This is a genomic window from bacterium, from assembly GCA_016708025.1.
Lineage (GTDB): Bacteria > Zixibacteria > MSB-5A5 > GN15 > FEB-12 > FEB-12.
On sequence record JADJGQ010000001.1, the window covers coordinates 1140450 to 1161438 of the forward strand.

Consider the following 20989-nt stretch of genomic DNA (forward strand, 5'->3'; position numbering starts at 1 on the left):
TACACGGATCCGAATCTATCTCGCTCAGAACAGCTTACTTCCATGCAGGCGCGTCCGCCGAGTCAGGAAGTAATATAGAGCCCAATGGTCCTATTCAGCAACAGGGATGCCAAAAGGAGACTCGATTTCTACACGAATGATTGCGGGACAACTCGTTAGCGTAGCGAAGGAAGAGGGCGTTACAGTGGAACTCTCCTTGTAGAATCGCGGTTTGACCGTATATTGGTACCCGCTATGACTATGCCAGAGAATCGCTTCGGCTTTTGGGGGCATCTCCCCCGCCCTATCTTCGTCCTCGCTCCGATGGCGGATGTAACGGATGCTGCCTTTCGGCGGATCATTGCCCGATACGGCAAGCCGGATGTGTTCGTGACCGAGTTTGTCTCTGTGGATGGGCTCTGTTCGGCAGGTCGGCCAGCGTTGCTCAAATCGCTGATGTTTCACGAGTCGGAGCGGCCGATCATCGCGCAGTTTTTCGGAGATGATCCTGAGCTGTTTTTTCAGTGTGCCGAGCTGGCGCAGGAACTCGGTTCGACGGCATTGACATCAATATGGGTTGTCCGGTCAAGACGGTGACCAAAACTGGCTGTGGAGCGGCACTGATCAAGTACCCGGACATTGCCAAAGAAGTTATTCTCGCGACCAAGCGCGGGGCGGGGAGGTTGCCGGTATCAGTCAAGACGCGAATCGGCTGGAATCGCGAGGTCATTCAGGAATGGCTTCCGCACGTATTGGAAGCGGAGCCGGCTGTGCTGACGCTACACCTTCGGACAGCGAAAGAGATGTCGTTGGTGCCGGCGCATTGGGAATTGATGCATAAGGCAGTCGATCTGGTACGACAGACTGACACGATCCTATTGGGGAATGGGGATGTCAAAGATCTGGAGCATGCGAAGCAATTGGCAGAGCAGACGGGGATCGACGGGATCATGCTGGGGCGCGCAGTGTTTGGGAATCCATGGTTGTTCAATCGCGAGGTACGGATAGAGGAACTTCCGCTGGAAGAGCGGTTCCGGGTGATGATCGAACATTCGCGGCTCTACGAAGAGATCTTCGCGGGGAAGAAGAACTTTGCGGTAATGCAGAAGCATATTCGGGCCTATATCACCGGCTTCAATGGAGCAAAAGAGATCAGGAAGAGCCTGGAGAACATGCGGAACACGGATGATCTGGAGCAGATCATAGAGTCGTATTTCAACGGAACATTACTGCCGATTGACACGGAGTGATGGTGAGAAGTTTTGGGAAAACAAAAAGCCGGCATAAATGCCGGCTTTTTTGATGGATTGGCGAGACAGCTATATTTCAGGTGATTCGTGCTTCTTGACCCAAATCGCAAACAGCACCATACCGATCGCTGAAGCAATTCCGACCAGTGCGAACGAGTACCACAGTTCATAGGGTTGGTATTTGTCCCACAACACCTGGGTCGCGGCACGGGCATCCAATCCGCTGACTTCCTGCAGTTTTTGGAAAGCGATAGTTCGTTCGACATCCATCATCTGGTACTTTTCTGCGAGGTAGCTGATGGCGAGATTGGCTTTGTCGCCCATCTTGTCATAGACTGAGCCGGCGACATAGGAACCGATAAACCACCCAATCGCATTCGGGATATTTGCATATCCCATGAAGAGCCCCTTTTGTCCTTCGGGGGCAATGACGCCGAGATAGTCCTGCATTTTAGGCGAAGCCAACATCTCACCGACAGAGAAAACCAGAATCCCCAGCATGCAAAGCGCTCCGGATTGGGTGAATCCTGCAAAAACGAGACCCAGGGATCCCACCACGATGCCAGCGGTAATGGAAGTAACGCGACGCATTCTGTTGACCCACCAGGAGACCAATACGACGGTCAAGATGATCAAGCCTGAGTTGAAATTGATCATCCACTCCTGCGAAAGTTGAGGAGGGCGATCTGAATTGAGATCGAGCATGAAGTTGGGGAGGTTTAAGGCGTTCACCAGGTTGGTACTGTCGACCCAATCGACAATAAAATTGGGAAGCATGTCAAAAAGTTGGTTGAACATTAGCCAGAAGCCTGACATGATAAAAACAAAGACAGTCAAGCGCGTCAATAGGATGCCGTCATCTTTGATCTGGATCAGGTTTTTAGCGGTCAGTTTGGCCAGTTTCCAGACACCGCCGGTCTGTTCGCCACCTGCATGAACCTCTTTGTAGGTGAAGAGCATGAGGAAATTGAGCGAGACGATTACCGCACACCCATAGAAAACTGCGGGCCAGGACCAGCCATAGAGGAAGTGTGCAAGCGGCGGTCCAAGAAACCCTCCGACATTAACCAGCATGTAAAACATCCCCCACCCTACGGAGCTATTCTTGGTGTCAAGAGATTGGCACATCGTCCCCTGAACACCCGGTTTGAAAGTAGCGGTGCCGGTGGCGAGAATCAAACACCCGGCCATAAATGGCCAGAACTCGCGCTGCGTCGCCATCAGGAGATATCCGATTATTTTGATTGCCACCGAAAAGGCGATTGTTTTTTTGTATCCGTAACGGTCAGCAATACCACCCGTGAAAACCGGGACGAGCGACTGCACCAATGCCCACCAACCGAAAATAATCCCCTTGTCAGTCTGGGAGAAATGGAGTCCGCCGATTTCGTCAGCCTGGGCGATGTAGATAGGGATCACCACACGGACGCCATAGTAGGCAAGGCGTTCAAACATCTCCATGATGTTGACCATCCAGAACGGTCGTGGAAGGTGAAGGAGTTGGGTGAATAGCGTTTCTTTGGGAGGGTCAGTCAGGACAGTACCGGTTGTACGTTCAGCCATCGCATCATTCCTGTGGTTAAGGCGAAAGGGACAAAGAACAGCATGGGCGCGGCGATGTCAACGAGAAACTGTTATCGGACAGAGAATTGAGGAGCGATAACGGATATCCTGCCCCATGCTCCATGGGGTCCCCACACTTGCTATACAGAAAAAAGGGGATCGATGGCGTACGAAGAGTGCGTGGGTCCACTCTGTTGCCCAAACAGAATGAACATTCAACCGGGTAACACCCCCTTTCAGGAGGTTTTCATGAATCGCAAAGGATTGAGCTTAACAGGTATCGTGGCAACAGCAGGATTGTTGCTGGGAATGGTCGGCTGTTCCGACAACCCTGTGGCTCCCATGAAGACTTCGGTACAGTCCGGGCAACGCGACTTTACCGAAAATCAGGTTCGCGGGCAGGTCGAGATTTACGGCCGAGTCGCGACGACAAATACTACAACCAACTCCTTGACCGTTACCGGTCACTCCTATGATGTCCAGGTTCCTTCGGGCGCTGAACTGGTCTTCAAAGATGGCGGATCGGAGACGCCGATCGAATTCAGTCAGATCGCCGTTGGTGATTCGATTGAAGTTCGCGGCAATGGGTCGGGAAATGTTTTGACGGCCGACCGCGTTCGGATCCGTCCAAACGACAATGCGAATACTGAGCTGGAGTTTGGCGGACGGATCGAGTTTGTGGACACCGTTACCAACCAGATCAAGCTGGTCAATGATGCGCGCATGATCTTCGCGGCGCCGTTCGCGGAATTGGTGCAGAGAAATGAAGATGCGGAGACGTTCATTACGCTTGGCGCGATCCGTGTTGGCGATTCTGTTGAAATCAAAGGGAATTCACAAACCGATGGCTCCATCCTTGCCTCACGTGTTCGCGTACGCATGGATCAGATGTCCGGTGGCGACGATTTCCGGGCCGAGATCGAGTTCAAAACCACTATTCTCAGTGTTGACTATGCCAACGGAACTCTCCTGACCGCATTTTGCTGGCAGGTTGTGACCGACTCCATGACCTTCATCTTTGGTTCTTCGGAGTCGGAAGATATCGGATCTACTGGGGCGGCCGCACGTCGGGGGCATGATGACAATCCTATCGATTCAACGCGTACTCGCCTGACCCTTGCTGATCTCAAGGTCGGCGATACGATAGAGGTCTGGGGGAATCACCTCCCGAACGGCGCCATCTACGCGGTGGCGATCGAGGTCGAGGACTCTCCCTCCAACCCGCGTATGGAAGTTGAGTTCACTGATATCCTGGCCTCGGTGGACGCTTCGAGCCGAATCGTTACGTTTGTCGGTGAGGACCGGATGGGAACCGTTGACTGGATGGCTGATCTTTCCGGACTCAACAATGAGCCGCTCCAACTGGAGAACTTCGCGGCGGGTATGCGTGTCGAAGTTAAGGGATTTGTCAGCGATGGGCAGTTGAATATCGTGCGAATGCACCGCGAAGATTCCAGTATGTAAGACAAAGTACGAACCGTCGGCTGAAAAGTCGGCGGCGTGAGGACCGAGCCACGGCCGGCGATAGTGAGGTGTCGCCGGTCTGTGGCTTTCGTCCAGACCAGTACAGGATCTAAATGTCGATAGAATTGCCCGAGGGGCTCAAATCTGCTTGCGAAAGGACAATCGGCCTGATATGTTTCCGCAGGAACGAGATAACTTCCACCACAACAGAAACTTACATGACCCACACTCGGCCAAACCGACCGTCGATACTCGTATGAAACGATCAGACAGAGATATTTGGGCAGACCTCATGGCCGGGCGATCACAAGCCTGGAACGAGATCGTTGACAAGTATCAGCCGTTGGTCTATGCGGTCGCCACGAGAGCGGGATTATCAATGGCCGACGCGGCGGATTGCTTTCAGCAGACGTTTGTGTTGCTCTATCAGAACCGACAAAAGATCTCCGATCCAAGTCGCATTTCAGCCTGGTTAGTGACGACATCGAAACGGGAGTCGATCCGATTGTCGCGTCAGGCTCGCGCTGTACGTGATTCTTCCGTGATGGCTGAACAGGTCGATGCCTCCCCCCTGGCGGATGAGACTCTCGAACGGTTGGAGAGTCAGTCGCGGCTGGAGATCGGCCTTGGGCAGCTTGATGACAGGTGTCGGGCACTGCTCAGGGCGCTTTTCTTTTCTCCGGAAGAACTTTCTTATGAACAGGTGGCCAAATCGGTCGGTATCGCTTTCAACAGCCTTGGACCGATACGGGGGCGTTGCCTGAATCGCCTCAAGAAGATACTTGAGGAGCAGGATCTGGCAGATGTACGAAAATAGGCTGGAGTTTCTCTGTTGGCCGAAGCCAGAAAGCAACTTGTAGGGAAATGAGTATGGAAAAGCATCCAAGCAGACAGCAATTGATCTCCGCCGCGCAGACGAAACAACAGACGTTGAACGACCACTTGGCGGTCTGTGACGATTGCCGAACGCTGTTTGAATTATATCGCCAGTTTCCTGTCACCGGAGAGCTCTCCTTGCAGGATGCACCATCGGGGTGGATCGCCAAGGCGAAGGAAATTGTAGCATCCAGCAATCCGCTGACAAAATTGCATGGAATGATCGCGCGGCTGGCGTTTGACTCTTGGTCGCTACCGGCGGCTGTAGGCGTGAGGAGCCAGACGGTTGAACAGGACAGGCGACTCCGATTTGAGATCGGGCCGTTCTTGTTGGATATCCGGGCGGAGCGCCAGAGTTCGGGGTGGGATTTCACCGCCCAGGTGACCGGCGACCAGCCTCTCGGAGATGGAGTGATCCTGCGAGTTGATCGACAGGAGATCAAGGCAAATGAACTTGGCTTCTTTCAATGGAGTTCAGGCAAGCCGCCGCGTCATATTAGCGTGAATGCAGGCGATGTACGGCTCGAACTTCCGGAGATGACGTGGAAACAGAAGCCACAAAGCTGAGTGCGGCGGTAGATCGCTTTCTGTCCAGCGGAAAACTGAATGGGACTGATCCGTCTGTTCTGGCCAAGGCGATCGATGATCGGATGCGAATCGAAGCGCAGAAGTCGCTAAAGCAGGCGCTGGTGAGTGCCCGTCGTTTCGCTCGATTCGCGTCGACCAACCCTTCTCCCCTCCCTTTGACCGGCTATCGGGTCCTCGCTCGTATCACACATATGTCAGCCCGTCATGCAGATGCCGAACAAGCGTATCTGAAGGCACGCGCCCTTGCCAAAACCGATCCAATGGTCACCGGCAGGATCGACCGGGCGTTGATCGATGTTTACATGTATCTGGGGAATTTTTCCGAATCACGCAAGCGAGCAAGATCGGCGATTCGCGCATTCGAAAAGGTCAATGCGACAGCTGATGTCGCCATGACCCGTGTCAATCTGGGCAACCTGCTGCATCGACAGGATAAACATCGCGATGCAGAGCGGATATACGCCCAGGCTCAAGCGTATTTTCAGTCGGCGGGCGATGAGTTGTCGGTAGCCCGCTGTCAGTATAACCGAGCGAACACACTGGTACAGTTGTTCGATTTTGCGGCGGCAGAACCGTTGTATCGCTCCTCGCGAGATATTTATCTCAAACACTCATTCGAGCTGGATGCGACGGACGCCAAGTATGGTCTCGCCTGGTTAGCGATGTTGCGTGGCGAATTCCACGTTGCACTCATAGAATTGGCTGAATGTGAAGCGGCGTACCGGACGGCCGGGCAACCGAAAGGAACTGCCGTCTGTGAACTTGATAGAGCCGAAGTTTACCTTGGGCTGAATCTGCTGACGGATGCACTGGAAGCATCACGAAGCGCTGAGGCACAGTTCCGCCGAATGGCGCATCGATATGAGCAGTCCAAAGCGGCGCTGTTTCGGGCGAAAGCGGCATTTGGATTGGGCTTACAGACCGAGGCTGAACAGGCAGCCCGGCGTGCAATTAGTGGATTTGAAGCAGACAAGAACGACGGATTTCTGGGCGCGTCTTATCTTGTTCATTCGCAGAACTTGAAAGAGAAGAAAACTCGTGAGCAAGAACTTGCTCGCGCCCGTGGGAGATTCACCAAGGCGCAACTCCCGCTCTGGCAGGCGGTCTGTGATCTCTACGACGCGGCGGACAGTCGGCACGCCCGACGCGCTTTTGGCAGACTTTCGAGCAACCGAGCGGTCCGGGAGGTCCCTCACCTGTTTGCTCATTGGCAGACGATGCTTGGGGATGCCGCAGAGAACGCGGGTGACAGGCAGAACGCCATACGGTGCTGGAAACGGGCAGCGGATCGGCTGGATGCCGTGCGCGCTCAGTTGCCTCCGTTGGAGCTAAGGAGTCAGTTTGCGACCGGACAGTCTTCGCCTCATCGAAAATTGATCGAGTCAGAGCTTGACCGTTCGGCGGACCGGGCCGCCGCATGGTCAGAACGATACAAAACGGCCGGGGTCTGGGCGCCACTTTCCTCGCTGGGTGCGTCATCGGATCAGCGGAAACGGGCGGAGATGAGCCTGGTGGAACTGGCGGCACAAGTGGCCGCACTGTCACGCCAGATCGGGGGCGTAGCCGGCGAACGGGGAGAACTTTCAGTAGAGGCTCATCGGAACGTGACGCGACTCCAGAAACAGGTTCGGCTGGACCTTGCCTCAGCAGAGATCGGCGCGTCGGGATCGGTAGACAGCATTGATCAGATCATGCGTGAAATCAGCGTGGTCTCGAGCAAGTTGCCGATTGTCCAGTTTCATATGACGGACACGGATGTTGTGGCATTTGTACATCAGTCGGGTAAAACTCGGGTTACCCGGGTGCGAAATGGTCGTTCGCTGTTGGCAGAGGCGATGCGGCAATGGCGGTTTATCCTCGAGACTGAATTGCTGGCGCAGCATCTCCCCTCTCGTAATCAGATCATGGCCGAGGAGCGGTTTTTTGCACAATTGGCGGATCAGTTCTGGAAGCCGCTGGAGATGGAGTCATCGGCCAAGCGACTCCTGCTCCTTCCGGAAGGGGACCTTGCCAATCTCCCCTGGCAGGCGATGCAGGTTGACGGATCACCATTGATTGAGCGCCACCACTTTACGCTGGCCCCGAGCCTTAGACATTTCGTCCATGCCTGCAGTATTGCCGTCCGATCGCAGACAATAGAGTTATTTGAAGGAGCGGTGGCGGACCTTCCAAGTGTTTCCGATGAACTTCGGGGGCTCTCTGAGCGTTCTCCAAACAACAGCCGGGTTCATCGGGCGGCGACCCGTGCCGATTGGCCGACCGGGGGCGAAGCCAGGATCTGGCATTATTCCGGTCACGCAAATTTGCGACCGGACAACCCATTTTACTCGTCTCTTAGTCTGGTGGATGGCCCGATGTTTGCGGCGGATTTCAGGCTTCGGGAGGCGCGAGTCGGGTTGGTGACGTTGGCGGCCTGTCGATCGGGCCAGCAGGTCGCACTACCAGGCGAGGAATCGACAGGGCTGGTCCGTTCTCTCCTGGAAATGGGGGCCCGGAACGTGATCGCCGGCTATTGGCCGGTATCGGATCGTTCGACTGCTGTATGGATGAATCGCTTTTACGAACAGTTTTTATCGGGTGAATCGCTGGCCGAATCGGCTCGTGAAGCCGCAATGACGGTGCGCCAGAAGTTTCCTTCGGCTTACCATTGGGCGGCTTTCGCAATCCACGGCGCGGGAGAATAAGGGATCAGATATGATGTACCGAAATCTACGAATAGCGCTCCTGTTGGCTCTCTTTCTGGCGAGCATGGCGGGTGAATCTCGTGCCGGAACCAGCGGCGACTTTGTCCCCGGTGAAATGGTTTGCCAGGTGACCGCTAATTATACGATCGACTCGATCCATGCACAGTACGGGACCACATTTGGTCGGTACCTGAGCCATATCTCCGCCTATTTGCTCTATACGGCTCCGGGGCAGGATGCAGAGAGTCTGGCGGCGGTGATCGCGCTTGAACCGGAAGTCATTTACTGTGCCGCTAACTACCTTCTCGATGCACCGGAAGCGGTCCAATCGAGCCAGCCGTTCCTTGATGCGGTACCTTCGCTCGATCCGCTAACGCAGCCAGCGGCGACCACGTTACGAATTCCCCAGACGCAGGCGATCACTGGTGGTAATGGGGTGAGCGTGGGGATAATCGATGCCGGGATCGATCCAACCAACCCAGCGCTGACCACACAAGTAACATCCGGGTATGATTATGTAGCAGGTGATTCGATAGCGGTTGATGAGCCCGGCGGAGTGGCATCGGGGCATGGAACTTTTGTCGCTGGAATTGTCAATTTGGTGGCGCCTGATGCTCAGTTGGTAGCCTACCGTGTTCTCGACACGACAGGTCGTGGCAATGGGTTTACGATCGCTGAAGCTTTGCTTGATGCGGTTGAGGCTGGATGTAAAGTAGTCAACCTCAGTATCGTCATGAATGGTAAGCATGACGTATTGGATGCGGCGATCGAGTATGCCCGCAACCAGAATGTCATGGTAATCGCGGCGGCGGGGAATGATTCGAGTGAAGTGGAGCTCTTCCCTGCGTCGGATTCATACGTGCTTTCGGTCGCATCGCTTGATTCAAACGATATGAAGTCCGAATTCTCCAACTACAATAACAAGGTTGATATCGCAGCGCCGGGGCGACAGATATACGCACCATTTCTGGATTCAGCCTACGCCTGGTGGGATGGAACCAGCTTTGCGGCTCCCTTTGTGGCGGCGACGGCAGCGCTGGTCTATTCGGTAAACCCGACAGCTACATGGCAGGATGTACGCGACGCGTTGCTATTGACGGCCGTTGATATCGATGGCGTGAATCCACTCTACGCAGGGAAACTTGGAGCGGGGCGAATCGATCCGCTGGCGGCGGTAGCGTATGCGCAGGGGAACTGTTGCATCGGCGTGACAGGAGATATAGATGGCGCGGGGACAACAGACCTGTCTGATCTGTCGCGCTTGATCACCCATTTGACGGTGGGCGGGTCTTTCATTACTTGTCCGGCGGAAGCAAACTTGGACGGAGTCGGCGGGGTTGACCTGACCGACCTGGCGTTGCTTATCGGGTACATTGTTGGGCAGGATGTCACCTTTGCCCCCTGTCAGCAATAGTAGTTAAGAGAGAAGATCGCTCGTTCCTGTGCGGCTGTCGTGAATGCGGCAGCCGTTTTTCATGCATAATAGGACTTGCCGGGTTCGGGGTTACCGCTGTACCTTTCCATCCATGCGGTCACTCCGTAGTTCATTAGTCGACTGTCTCACACAGACACAATACACCCCGAAAATATTAATCACTTCAGCGTAAGGAAAGAGGCGCTATGCGAACATTCCTCTCGGTATGTCTTGCCCTGCTGTTGCTCGGTATAACCGTGCAGGCGGCGACCGGCGAGATCCAGCTCGATGTGAAGAAGAAAGTTCTCTCGAACGGCATGCGAATACTGGTATTAGAGAATCATGCCGCGCCGGTTTTTTCCACGATCATTCGATTTAACACCGGATCAGTGGATGAAGAACCGGGGATAACCGGTGTGTCGCATTTGCTGGAACATATGCTCTTTAAAGGGACCAAAACGATCGGCACCAGCAATTATGCCGCCGAGGTTCCTTTAATGAAGAAGATCGATTCACTAGCAGCGCTGATGAAAGCAGAGTTGGTGAAGCTGGCCGATCCGCTCAAAGCGACCGACTCTTCAAGGTACTTTGGCTTGAAGAAAGAGATCGCGGAGGTTCAATCGATCCAGAAGCAGTACGTTATCAAAGACGAACTGTGGGGCGCTTACCTGGCGAGCGGCGGAAGCGGTCTGAATGCATCGACCGGCAATGACGGGACGCAATATTATGTATCTCTGCCGAAGAATTGCCTTGAGCTGTGGATGTATCTCGAGTCAGATCGTCTTGAGAATCTGGTCCTTCGCGAATTCTACTCCGAACGCGACGTGGTAATGGAAGAGCGTCGGCTTCGCACGGAAAACGATCCATTCGGCAAACTGGATGAATCGTTGAGCGCGGCAATGTTCTGGGCATCGGGGTATCATTGGCCGGTAGTCGGCTGGATGAGCGATCTGATGACAGTGAGTCGCGAACAGGTGGAGGAGTATTTCCGCACTCACTATTCCCCCGCCAACGCGGTGGCGGTAGTGGTTGGCGACGTGAACGCCGAGGAAGTGTTTGCTTTGGCGGACAAGTATTTTTCAAAGGTCCCCTCTCTCCCCGCTCCTCCGCCGGTGGTCAGTCGGGATGCAGACCAGTCGGGTGAGCGTCGGGTCGAAGTTGAGATGGATGCCAACCCGCAGGCATTTATCGGATGGAACATTCCGCAGATCGGGCATCCGGATGGCGCGGCACTGGAAGCGGTTGCCAGCATACTCTCCGGCGGGCGGACCAGTCGGTTCTATAAAGCGATCCGCGAAAAGAAGTTGGGAAACGCGAATGCGTCGGCCGGAGGCTCGCGTTTTCCGGGAGCGTTTAATGTCACGATTACGCCGTTCGGCAACCATACCACGGCCGAACTGGAAGAGGCAGTGTATGCCGAGATCGAACGGCTGAAAACCGAGCCGGTTTCAACCTGGGAACTGGAGAAAATGCGCAATCAGGTAGATGCATCTTTGATCCGCTCAATGGAATCAAACAACGGGCTGGCGTTTCGCATTGCCAGCAGTGAAAGCATTACCGGCGACTGGCACTATTTCCTGCAGAGTCGTGAGGAATTGAAAAAGGTCACTGCAGAAGATATCATGCGTGTGGCCAATCAGTACCTGACCAAGTCGAATCGGACAGTCGCTTTTATCACCAAGACCCCGAAAGCCCAGTCTGGCGGACGGCCCGGGAAGCAGAGCTAAAAGGAGCAGAACGTGAAATATATTTACACATTCCTGATGATCCTGCTGCTGGCCTCGGTGGCATTTGGCGAGGGTCCGGTGGCCAAGTCGGAAGGATCCAAGATGATCGCCAAACTCACGGGGAAGCAAGGCGATCTTCGAATACCCAAAGTTGGAGTTGATGTCGAGCGAGTGGTTTTGGAGAATGGAATGGTCCTCTATCTGTATGAGAATCACCGTTTCCCGGTCCTGAATATCAATACCCTCATTCGATGCGGCAGTGTCTATGATCCAAGCGACAAGGATGGTTTGTCATCGTTGGTCGGGACGGTTATGCGGACGGGAGGCACAACCACGATCTCAGGTGACTCGCTCAATATGCTGATGGAATATGCGGGCGGTTCGCTTGAAACGCGCATTATGGACGAGATGGGTACGGCCAGTCTCAATGTCCTCTCCAAAGATATGGAAATGGGCTTGAAGTTGTGGGCGGATCTGCTTCGCAATCCGGCCTTCCCTGCCGAAAAGCTGGAGTTGGCCAAAGTTGATATTCGCAACTCGATCAAGCGTCGCAATGACGAGCCTGGATCGGTCACCAACCGATATTTCAATAAGCTGGTTTACGGGGACCACCCGAACGGGCGAATTCTCGAATGGGCGACGGTCAAGGCGTTGACGACGGACGATCTGATCGCCTACCACAAGAAGTTTTTCGTTCCGAATAATATTATCGTGGGGATATCGGGGGACTTCAAGAGAGACGAGCTGATCGCGAAATTGCAGGCGTTGGTCGGTGACTGGCAGAAATCTGCGGCTCTCCCCGCTCCCCCGCCGGAGGTGACGTTTGCCACCAAGCCGGGCGTATACGAAGTGATCAAGGATATCAACCAGGCAAATATCCGGATCGGTGAATTGGGGATCAAGCGGGACAACCCTGATCGGTATGCGATCGGAATGATGAACTATATTCTGGGAGGCGGGTCATTCACTTCCCGACTGACTTCGCGGGTCAGATCCGACGAAGGTCTCGCTTATCGTGCGGGTTCGAGCTTTGATATCGACTCCCGTGACTACGGCGTTTTTGCGGCGTACTGTCAAACCAAGAGTGCGACTGCCTACAAGGCGACCAAAATCATCATGGAAGAGATCGCCAAGATTCGGACGGAGGGGGCAAATCAGGATGAGTTGACTGATGCCAAGAATGCGGCGATTAATCGCTTCGTTTTCAATTTCGACACCAGCGGAAAGATCGTGTCGAACCTGATGTCACTGGAATACAATGGCCTGCCGACTGATTTCTATGACAATTATCAGGCAAACGTCGCCAAGGTGACGCTTGACGATATCAAGGCGGTGGCGCAGAAGTATCTCAACCCGGATCAACTGACCCTTGTCGTGGTCGGGAAACCGGAGACATTTGACAAGCCACTTGACGAATTCGGTAAGGTTGAGACGATCGAATTGGTCGATCCAGTTCTGGAATAACCGAATGATGTCGTGATTATTCTTAGCCCGCTTTCGATCGAAGGCGGGTTTTTTATTGGAGTCGGATGCTGGAGAGATAGAGTGACAGGGAATCGGTCGGACGGTGCGCAAAAAGAACTATCGTCCCCATATCGGTAAGGTCCATAAATCTACCAGAAGCGGTTTTGCTGATCCGATCAAGCGGAAAAACGAGTTGATTCAGGCCGGGAGTGACTTTCAGGATGGTATTAAAGCGATCGTTGTATTTTTCATTGTGGTGCCGATCATTGACCCGAAATTCCATTACCAGAGTATCGGTTCGCGCGGAAAAGAGAGCAAAAGTCAGTTCGCGATAGCGGGACCAATCAGGAGACAGTTCTTTCAGGGTCAGTCCAGGGTAAACTCCGGCATAGAGCGTCAACATGGCGACTTTGGGCGGGGCGGCTGGCCAGTCGACGGGTGCAGGAACAATGTCAAGTCGGCCATTGGCGACGCGAGTGAATAGACGCATGACGCTTGAATTGAAGTCGAGAAGAACCGGCATTTGACGGTCGCGATAGATATAGGCTCCCCCCCATTTGATCGCCGGCCAGAAGATCAGGACGATCAGCACAGGCGCCAGAATACGAACGGTGTAACGCAGCCATTTCCCCGATCGGAAATCCCAGGTGATCTGGCGGTCAAAAGTCATGGCCAGGAAAAGAAAGGCAACGGCGCCCAGCATGTCGCGGTAGAGGTCGGATAGCTCGCCATCGCGTCCGACAAACGGCTGGATGATCTCGGTAGCGCCACCGACCAGGACGGCCAGGAAAAAGGCGATGATATAATGAGAGAGGCGAAAATGGATGCGTCCCCTGGCTACTAGCTGGCTCAGCCAGAGGCATGCCAGGGCACAGAGACCGAAAACCAGCGTGTGCCCAGCGGTGAATAGTTCAAACCAGAAGCGGGTGCGTTCGGGTATCTCCAGAAATATGACCAGCGCTGCCAGAAGCAGGATGGTGAGAGTGGCGAGAAGTAGCTGTGAGTATCGTCTCATTGCACGGTCCTGGCGGAAACTGTATCCAGAATAGCACCGCCGAATTGCCCTAACAAGTTAATAGTTCTTCAAATCGTATGGGCTAAATCAACTTCGTCGCAGCCATATGGTATAAAATAGTGGAAAGTGGAATTGCGGTTGGTGCTGGTTCGGAGCTATCTGCTCTCTCCCCTTCAGACTATACAGAGAGGTGCGGCCCATGGTTGCCCGGTTCCCGGTCAGGAACCAGCAATGGTGGTCCCGGTTACAGTAATAACGCAAAGCGGTTGCGTTTCAAGCGAGTATGCAGTATTGTCGGTGAGTTTATTATAGCCATTGATAAAGGGATGCCTTCGGCACGCCATGAAACTTCGCAATATCGTCCTGATAGCCATCGCCGTAGTCGCGATCGGCGGCCTGGTGGGTCGTCGCCTAATGTCCTCCAATTCAGTTCAGCCGGGTTCTCCCTCGGGCCAACGTGGCCAAGGGGCGCCACTGAATGTCAGCGCGTTGATCGTTGAACCACAGACGCTGAACACCCGCATCTCCTCGACCGGATCATTGCTGGCCAACGAAGAAGTGATCCTTCGACCAGAGACCTCCGGCAAGATCATCAAGATCTATTTCCAGGAAGGAAAAGTGGTCGAAAAGGGGGATCTGTTGGTCAAGATCAATGATGACGAATTGCAGGCCGGCCTCGATAAAGCGATTCACCGGAAAAAGCAGGTTGATGACCGGCTGAAACGAAATGAAGCGCTTTACAAGACTCAGGGAGTCAGCCAGGAAGATTACGAAGCGGCGGTGACAGAAGCAAACTCCCTTCAAGCCGAGGTAGATCTGCTCAAGGCTCAGATCGCCAAGACAGAGATCCATGCTCCTTTTCGCGGCGTGGTGGGGCTACGCAATGTTTCTGAAGGTGCGTATGTGACTTCGGAGACGCAGATCGCATCGTTTCAGGATATCAGCCGCCTCAAACTGGACTTCTCGGCGCCCGAGAGATACGGCCCGCTCCTCGCTGTGGGGACAGTAGTGACTTTCAAACTGGAGGGTCACCCGAGTGATCATAAGGCGACTATCTATGCGGTTGAGCCACGAATTGACCGGAATACCCGGACGATCCAAATCCGGGCACTGACCGAGCCCTCAGACAAGTCTATCCTTCCCGGAGCGTTTGCGAATGTCGATATCCCGTTGGAGCGCGTTGACAATGCGCTGATGGTCCCCACTCAGGCTCTCATTCCCGATTTGAAAAGTTACAAGTTGTTCGTCTATGAAGGGGGCAAAGCGGCTGTGCGCGTGGTACAGGCGGGAGCGCGGACCGAGCAGTCGGTTCAGATCTTAGAGGGATTACATCCGGGTGACACACTGATCACGTCGGGTCTGTTGCAGATCAGGCCGGGAGCCTCGATCCAGATATCCAATCTCCAGAGCGCGAGTAACGAATGAGCCTGTCAAACGTATCGATCCATCGTCCCGTGCTCGCGATCGTGATGTCGATCGCTATCGTCATTTTTGGAATGATCGGCCTTCGGTCGCTTGGCGTGCGCGAATATCCGAGCGTCGACCCGCCATTGGTGACGGTGACGACCAATTACACGGGTGCCAACGCCGATGTGATCGAGTCGCAGATCACTGAGCCACTGGAAACATCCATCAACGGTATCGCCGGGATACGATCGTTGACCTCGGCGAGCCGTGACGGTCGATCGTCCATAACAGTAGAGTTTAATCTCAATGCGGACCTTGAAGCGGCCGCCAATGATGTTCGCGATCGCGTGTCGCGGGCGACCGGTCAATTACCTGCGGACGCCGATCCGCCAATAGTTTCGAAAGCGGACGCAGATGCGAGCCCGATCGTCTTCCTCAGTCTCAAAAGCGACACCCGCGACCTGCTTTCGTTATCCGAAATAGCCAACAATCTGTTCAAGGAACGGATCCAGACGATCCCGGGCGTGTCGGAAGTTAGAATATGGGGCGAGCGGCGCTATTCCATGCGCCTCTGGATGGACCCTGCCAAACTGGCGGCATATGGTCTCACGGCGACGGATGTCCGAAATGCTGTCACGCGCGAGAATGTCGAACTTCCGACAGGGCGCATCGAAGGGGATGCAACTGAGTTAAGTATCCGAACCTCGGGACTCCTCTCCTCTGAGGATGAGTTCAATAATACGATCATCAAGGATCTTGACGGGCAACTTGTCCGCTTCAAGGATGTCGGGTATGCGATGCTCGGCTCAGAGAATGAGCGGACGATCCTTCGCCGCGATGGGATACCGATGGTCGGCATCGCCGTGACGCCGCAGCCGGGTTCGAATAATATTGCCATCGCCGATGAATTTTACCGCCGTATCGAACAGATAAAGAAGGATGTCCCTGCAGATATCGAGATGGGGTACGGATTCGATATTACGACATTCATTCGCAAGTCGATCACCGAGGTAGAGGAGACAATTCTTATCGCGTTCGCGCTGGTGATCATGATCATCTTTCTTTTCCTGCGTGACTGGCGGACCACGGTCATTCCGGCGGCGGCGATACCGATCTCCCTCATTGGCACGTTCTTCATCATGTACGTAGTGGGCTTCACGATCAACGTCCTGACTCTGCTTGGAATTGTGCTGGCGATCGGGATCGTGGTGGATGATGCCATTGTGGTGCTGGAAAATATCTACGCCAAAGTAGAGGCGGGGCGTTCTCCGATGGAGGCCGCGATCGTCGGCTCCAAAGAGATATTTTTCGCGATCGTATCGACGACGGCGGCATTGGCCGCAGTGTTTCTTCCGATCATATTCCTGCAGGGTTTGACCGGCCGATTATTCACTGAGTTTGGTGTGGTGTTGGCTGGGTCGGTCATTATTTCCGCGTTTGTCGCCCTGACGTTGACGCCGATGATGGCATCGCGCATCCTCAAACCACATGCGCAGCATAGTCGGTTCTATCGGGCGACCGAGCCGTTTTTTGTCCGGATGAATGCAAATTATGCGGCGAGCCTGGATTGGTTTCTGAAACATCGGTCGCTTGCCTTTGTGGTCATGGCCGTTACACTTGGATTGATCATTCTCGTCGGAGCAAATCTAAAGCGCGAGCTTTCGCCACTGGAGGATCGCAGTGCGATGCGCCTGCAGATAACCGGGCCGGAGGGCACTTCTTTTGAGGCAATGGACCAGATAGTTACTCAACTTGTGGATCTGGTTCGAGATACCGCGGGAGCAGAGGCGAAAGCGGTTGTATCAGTGACCTCTCCTGGTTTCGGCTCATCGACGGTCAACACCGGGTTCATTCGGTTGATGTTGGTTGACCCGGATCAGCGTTCGTTATCGCAACAGCAGATCGCCAACAAACTGGCTAGTGGCCTGACCAAGATGAATGATGCGCGTACGATCGTGGTGCAGGAACAGACGATCGGTGGCGGAGGGCGGGGCGGCGGCCTGCCAGTGCAGTATGTTATCCAGGCTCCTAATTTTGAACGGTTACGCGAGGTTCTCCCGAAGTTTCTCGAAGAGGCGCGCGCGGATGAGACATTTCAGTCGGTCGATGTAAACCTGAAGTTTAACAAACCTGAACTTCGGGTGGAGATCGATCGCGAGCGGGCGCGCGTGCTGGGGGTCAGTATGCTCGATGTTGCGCAGACACTGCAGTTTGCGCTCTCAGGCCAGCGTTTTGGTTACTTTATTCGCGATGGCAAGCAGTATCAGATCATCGGGCAGGTGCAGCGTTACAATCGGGATGAACCGCTCGACCTGAAGGCACTCTATGTCCGCAACTCACGCGGTGAACTGATTCAACTTGATAATATCGTGACGGTGACTGAGCAGTCGAATCCGCCGCAATTGTATCGTTTCAATCGATACGTTTCAGCGACAGTGTCGGCTGCATTGGCACCGGGACGGACCCTTGGCGAGGGGATCGCCGCGATGGATGCGGTGAAAGAAAAGGTGCTCGACGAAACTTTTCAGACGGCGCTTGATGGAACCTCCAAAGAGTTTGCCGAGAGTTCTTCCTCGCTTGAATTTGCCTTCATACTCGCTTTGATCCTGATCTACCTGATCCTGGCGGCGCAGTTCGAATCATTCAGGGACCCATTCGTGATCCTGTTAACAGTTCCGCTGGCGCTGGCCGGTGCCTTGATCTCGCTCTGGTATTTCAACCAGACGATCAACATTTTCAGCCAGATCGGCATGATCATGTTGATCGGCTTAGTGACGAAAAACGGCATCCTGATCGTCGAATTCGCCAATCAACGTCGTGAACAGGGGTTGACGAAATTTGAGGCGGTCAGGGAGGCCTCGATCGCGCGATTCCGGCCGATCCTGATGACCTCTCTGTCGACTACGCTGGGGACACTGCCGATCGCGCTGGCACTTGGCGCAGGAGCAGAGAGCCGCGTCTCGATGGGAATAGCGGTGGTCGGTGGATTGATCCTTTCGACTGTGATGACACTTTTTGTGATTCCCGCACTTTACACGTATGTGTCATCACATACGCTGAAGGCATCGGATCTGATAGAAGTCGAAGAACAAAGCGCGACAGCAGAACGGACAGCCTAAAGCAGGCTGGTCGGTTCGATGAGCGACGGTGAGTCATTGGCCGGAGAGTTGACCGCTTTTGAGACCTCAAAGGTGCGCATCTCCCCCGCGTACGGCGTCAGCAATGGCAGGAGCAGTTGCGGGTTGGTGATCTCCGGATCAAGCCAGATATCTTCGGACTTCCGGTCGAGGATCACCGGCATACGGTTATGCACTTTCGCAACTAGTTGATTGGGCTCGGTGGTGATGATCGTGTAGGTACGAAGCTCCGAGCCATCCGGCTGTTTCCAGCTATCCCATAATCCGGCAAACGCAAACAGATCACCCTGCCCGACGACAATCCGCATTGGGATTTTCGAGCGGCCATCGGGGAGCTTCTTCCACTCATAAAATCCGTCAGCAGGAATGAGGCATCGCTTTCGCTCAAGCGACTTGCGAAAGCTTGGTTTTTCGGCAAGGGTCTCTGCGCGCGCGTTGATCATCTTGTTGCCGATCGATGGATCTTTGGCCCAAAACGGTACCAAGCCCCAGCGCATCGTCTCAAGTCCCCTTCCATCGGAAGACTGTGTGATGACCAGCGCTGTCTGGGTTGGGCTTATGTTATAGCGTGGCGCAAACGCGGGAATCGAATTCTTGAGCAGAAATCGATCCTGGATAAGGTCAAGTTGAACTGCCAGGGTATAGCGACCGCACATTAGACATCACCTTCCTGAGTGTAGCTAATCTTACCCATTCGACTCCTCTTTTGTCAATCACAAAGAGGGGGCATCTGATAATGTGCAATTCTCGGACAGAACCGCAAGGCGGAGATTGCCGATAGACCAGATATGCGTAACTCCCGGGACAGGATCCGTTTTGAAATCGCAGGGATTCTATTAATAGTGGTTTTGGCGGCCACGTTTGTACGGGTCGGCAGGGCCGGTGATAGTCCACGCAAGGACCACTCGAAGATCGAGTGTAGTTACTGCCACGCGGCTGTGGCTGATATTGGGTCGGATGAGTTGCCGAATTTCGACCTTTCCCGGCAATGCCAGAGCTGCCACAAGGTCGGGTCGGGCAAGGAGTCCTCGCAGCTCTCATTCCACCGCACAAGTAACAAGCGGTGCGGTGAGTGCCACTCTTTCCATGAAACCGACCAGATATCTGCTTCCGGGCAGACGTTCCGATTCCGCTTTGACAAACATTCCTCGCAGATGGCGGTTTGTGCATCCTGTCATGGAGAGGGAGAGAATCCGACCATGTTGTCCGAGGGGCACAAACAGGCGGCGCAGTTGTATCATGCCGACTATGGTCGGTTTGCTGAGTTGAGCCCATCCCAAAGTTGTATGCTTTGCCACTCGGAAAGTGGTCCGGTAGGTGATCTGGCGGCGAGCCTGAAAGTCCCGCGTTTCCAGGATCACGGGGATCATCCCCTTGGCGTACAGGTAGTTGCTGGCTCCGGTGAACCTGGGAATCGAATCAAGGTCAGGATCGATTCACGGTTACGGCTGGTGGACGGAAAGATCGAGTGTCAGACCTGCCATACCCTCTCGGGGCAGACACATGCCCGCTTGCGCGATTTCACAAGTCTTACTGAACTCTGCAACGGCTGTCACTCGCTCGAGTAAGCAAACTTGCAGAACCCGTAGAACGCCAGATTCAGCACGCCCTCATATTATTCGACTTGGTCAGTCTCCATTCACGAAGTTAATCGACTGAAATGCGTACTGTTACGTAAAGTAATTTATATTTATCCTCTTTGCATTTTTTGTCGGAATCGGGACTGAAAGAGCGAGTGATTTGTCCAAATAGTGCTTGACAAGCAGACCGATTTTGTTATCTTTTTCACAATTTCGCACAACCTAAGTTGTGCCAATGTGTTGAGGTAACATGACAAAGCTCGCTCGATTCTACTTGCTGGTGTGGACAGTAGTCGCACTAATGGTCGTTCACTCTGCCGCCTTTGGGGAGTCAGATTCGACCAAATCCGACCCACATGCTCCGAAAATGCCGCCCGGCATGATGCCTTCGCATGGGAATGCTGGGATGCTTCAGCAGCCAGTACTACCGGACTCCCTTCGATTTCAGGATGGGCCGTTTGATTCGACCCTGTTAACGGCCACGTTTGTGATCGAAACCCGACATCGGCTCTACCCGAAGTTCTATCAACTGGACACTGTGCTGTTTGGTCAGAACTTTCCCCTGGGCGAGGATGAGGAGTTCTCGGCGAAGGTGACCCGTTTTAACCCGCACCTGATGATCACTACCAAAGGGGAGTACAAGAAGCTCTCCGATACGCTGTACAATCCATCGGTCAGGGTTCAGGTGATGCAGGGGGATTCGCTGGTGCAGGAGACCTGGGGGTTCTATTTCGTCGATGCCCCGCACTTCAGGGGGAACAATTACTTCGGATTCAAGCTGGTCAGCTTCATGGTAAATGACCAGAAGTATACCAAGGCCCCGGAACCCGTGAAAGAGTGA

16 protein-coding genes are annotated in these 20989 nt (G+C 54.1%); 13 read left to right on the forward strand and 3 right to left on the reverse strand.

Annotation, left to right across the window (positions count from 1 at the left end):
- The first annotated feature begins 234 nt into the window (after window positions 1-234).
- Together IPH75_05020 and IPH75_05025 are read left to right on the forward strand one after the other, a co-directional pair.
- Window positions 235-576 (forward strand): tRNA-dihydrouridine synthase, encoded by a 342-nt coding sequence (locus IPH75_05020; GenBank protein MBK7141424.1) that lies wholly within the window; start codon window positions 235-237, stop codon window positions 574-576.
- Window positions 552-1229: a tRNA-dihydrouridine synthase gene (locus tag IPH75_05025; GenBank protein ID MBK7141425.1), complete on the forward strand. Its 678-nt coding sequence runs from the start codon at window positions 552-554 to the stop codon at window positions 1227-1229. Before IPH75_05020 ends, IPH75_05025 begins: the two co-directional genes overlap by 25 nt.
- 69 nt (window positions 1230-1298) lie before the next feature.
- Here the strand turns inward: IPH75_05025 and IPH75_05030 are convergent, their stop codons facing one another.
- Window positions 1299-2792 carry an MFS transporter gene (locus IPH75_05030; GenBank protein MBK7141426.1) on the reverse strand — a complete coding sequence of 498 codons (1494 nt, stop codon included), beginning with the start codon at window positions 2790-2792 and terminating at the stop codon, window positions 1299-1301.
- A gap of 249 nt (window positions 2793-3041) precedes the next feature.
- Here IPH75_05030 and IPH75_05035 point away from each other — a divergent pair, with 249 nt between their 5' ends.
- The 7 genes from IPH75_05035 (at window position 3042) to IPH75_05065 (ending at window position 13009) form a co-directional block, all read left to right on the forward strand.
- Window positions 3042-4256: a hypothetical protein gene (locus IPH75_05035; GenBank protein MBK7141427.1), complete on the forward strand. Its 1215-nt coding sequence runs from the start codon at window positions 3042-3044 to the stop codon at window positions 4254-4256.
- A 256-nt stretch (window positions 4257-4512) separates the two neighbouring features.
- The gene (locus IPH75_05040) at window positions 4513-5073 is read left to right on the forward strand and encodes a sigma-70 family RNA polymerase sigma factor (protein MBK7141428.1); all 561 of its coding nucleotides are present in this window, start codon (window positions 4513-4515) and stop codon (window positions 5071-5073) included.
- Between the two features lie 53 nt (window positions 5074-5126).
- A complete protein-coding gene (locus IPH75_05045; GenBank protein ID MBK7141429.1) occupies window positions 5127-5699 on the forward strand; it encodes a hypothetical protein in 573 nt (190 codons plus the stop codon).
- Window positions 5675-8404 carry a CHAT domain-containing protein gene (locus IPH75_05050; protein ID MBK7141430.1) on the forward strand — a complete coding sequence of 910 codons (2730 nt, stop codon included), beginning with the start codon at window positions 5675-5677 and terminating at the stop codon, window positions 8402-8404. Before IPH75_05045 ends, IPH75_05050 begins: the two co-directional genes overlap by 25 nt.
- Before the next feature lie 10 nt (window positions 8405-8414).
- Window positions 8415-9818 (forward strand): S8 family serine peptidase, encoded by a 1404-nt coding sequence (locus IPH75_05055; protein MBK7141431.1) that lies wholly within the window; start codon window positions 8415-8417, stop codon window positions 9816-9818.
- Window positions 9819-10024: 206 nt separating this feature from the next.
- On the forward strand, window positions 10025-11545 hold the full coding sequence (locus IPH75_05060) for an insulinase family protein (protein MBK7141432.1): 1521 nt from the start codon (window positions 10025-10027) through the stop codon (window positions 11543-11545).
- Between the two features lie 12 nt (window positions 11546-11557).
- Entirely contained in the window at window positions 11558-13009 is a 1452-nt protein-coding gene (locus tag IPH75_05065; GenBank protein MBK7141433.1) for an insulinase family protein, read from the forward strand.
- A gap of 52 nt (window positions 13010-13061) precedes the next feature.
- Here IPH75_05065 and vanZ read toward each other — a convergent pair whose 3' ends face one another.
- On the reverse strand, window positions 13062-14024 hold the full coding sequence (vanZ, locus tag IPH75_05070) for a VanZ family protein (GenBank protein MBK7141434.1): 963 nt from the start codon (window positions 14022-14024) through the stop codon (window positions 13062-13064).
- A gap of 342 nt (window positions 14025-14366) precedes the next feature.
- On the opposite strand from vanZ, the gene IPH75_05075 reads away from it, so the two are divergent.
- On the forward strand, window positions 14367-15449 hold the full coding sequence (locus IPH75_05075) for an efflux RND transporter periplasmic adaptor subunit (protein ID MBK7141435.1): 1083 nt from the start codon (window positions 14367-14369) through the stop codon (window positions 15447-15449).
- Window positions 15446-18550 carry an efflux RND transporter permease subunit gene (locus IPH75_05080; GenBank protein MBK7141436.1) on the forward strand — a complete coding sequence of 1035 codons (3105 nt, stop codon included), beginning with the start codon at window positions 15446-15448 and terminating at the stop codon, window positions 18548-18550. Before IPH75_05075 ends, IPH75_05080 begins: the two co-directional genes overlap by 4 nt.
- Here IPH75_05080 and IPH75_05085 read toward each other — a convergent pair.
- Window positions 18547-19224, reverse strand: a complete 678-nt coding sequence (locus IPH75_05085) for an SOS response-associated peptidase (GenBank protein MBK7141437.1) — start codon at window positions 19222-19224, stop codon at window positions 18547-18549. The two genes, IPH75_05080 and IPH75_05085, sit on opposite strands and share 4 nt — an antisense overlap.
- Before the next feature lie 132 nt (window positions 19225-19356).
- Here IPH75_05085 and IPH75_05090 point away from each other — a divergent pair, with 132 nt between their 5' ends.
- Window positions 19357-20136, forward strand: coding sequence for a cytochrome c3 family protein (locus IPH75_05090; protein ID MBK7141438.1), 780 nt, complete (start codon window positions 19357-19359; stop codon window positions 20134-20136).
- Window positions 20137-20398: 262 nt separating this feature from the next.
- On the forward strand, window positions 20399-20989 hold the full coding sequence (locus IPH75_05095; protein MBK7141439.1) for a hypothetical protein: 591 nt from the start codon (window positions 20399-20401) through the stop codon (window positions 20987-20989).

What these genes read in the sequence shown, in the direction of transcription:
- IPH75_05030 (MBK7141426.1), bottom strand. Translation starts at nt 2,792, where the DNA reads ATGGCTGAACGTACAACCGGTACTGTCCTGACTGACCCTCCCAAAGAA.
- IPH75_05035 (MBK7141427.1), top strand. Translation starts at nt 3,042, where the DNA reads ATGAATCGCAAAGGATTGAGCTTAACAGGTATCGTGGCAACAGCAGGA.
- IPH75_05075 (MBK7141435.1), top strand. Translation starts at nt 14,367, where the DNA reads ATGAAACTTCGCAATATCGTCCTGATAGCCATCGCCGTAGTCGCGATC.
- vanZ (MBK7141434.1), bottom strand. Translation starts at nt 14,024, where the DNA reads ATGAGACGATACTCACAGCTACTTCTCGCCACTCTCACCATCCTGCTT.
- IPH75_05060 (MBK7141432.1), top strand. Translation starts at nt 10,025, where the DNA reads ATGCGAACATTCCTCTCGGTATGTCTTGCCCTGCTGTTGCTCGGTATA.
- IPH75_05090 (MBK7141438.1), top strand. Translation starts at nt 19,357, where the DNA reads ATGCGTAACTCCCGGGACAGGATCCGTTTTGAAATCGCAGGGATTCTA.
- IPH75_05055 (MBK7141431.1), top strand. Translation starts at nt 8,415, where the DNA reads ATGATGTACCGAAATCTACGAATAGCGCTCCTGTTGGCTCTCTTTCTG.
- IPH75_05095 (MBK7141439.1), top strand. Translation starts at nt 20,399, where the DNA reads ATGACAAAGCTCGCTCGATTCTACTTGCTGGTGTGGACAGTAGTCGCA.
- IPH75_05040 (MBK7141428.1), top strand. Translation starts at nt 4,513, where the DNA reads ATGAAACGATCAGACAGAGATATTTGGGCAGACCTCATGGCCGGGCGA.
- IPH75_05020 (MBK7141424.1), top strand. Translation starts at nt 235, where the DNA reads ATGACTATGCCAGAGAATCGCTTCGGCTTTTGGGGGCATCTCCCCCGC.
- IPH75_05080 (MBK7141436.1), top strand. Translation starts at nt 15,446, where the DNA reads ATGAGCCTGTCAAACGTATCGATCCATCGTCCCGTGCTCGCGATCGTG.
- IPH75_05025 (MBK7141425.1), top strand. Translation starts at nt 552, where the DNA reads ATGGGTTGTCCGGTCAAGACGGTGACCAAAACTGGCTGTGGAGCGGCA.
- IPH75_05045 (MBK7141429.1), top strand. Translation starts at nt 5,127, where the DNA reads ATGGAAAAGCATCCAAGCAGACAGCAATTGATCTCCGCCGCGCAGACG.
- IPH75_05085 (MBK7141437.1), bottom strand. Translation starts at nt 19,224, where the DNA reads ATGTGCGGTCGCTATACCCTGGCAGTTCAACTTGACCTTATCCAGGAT.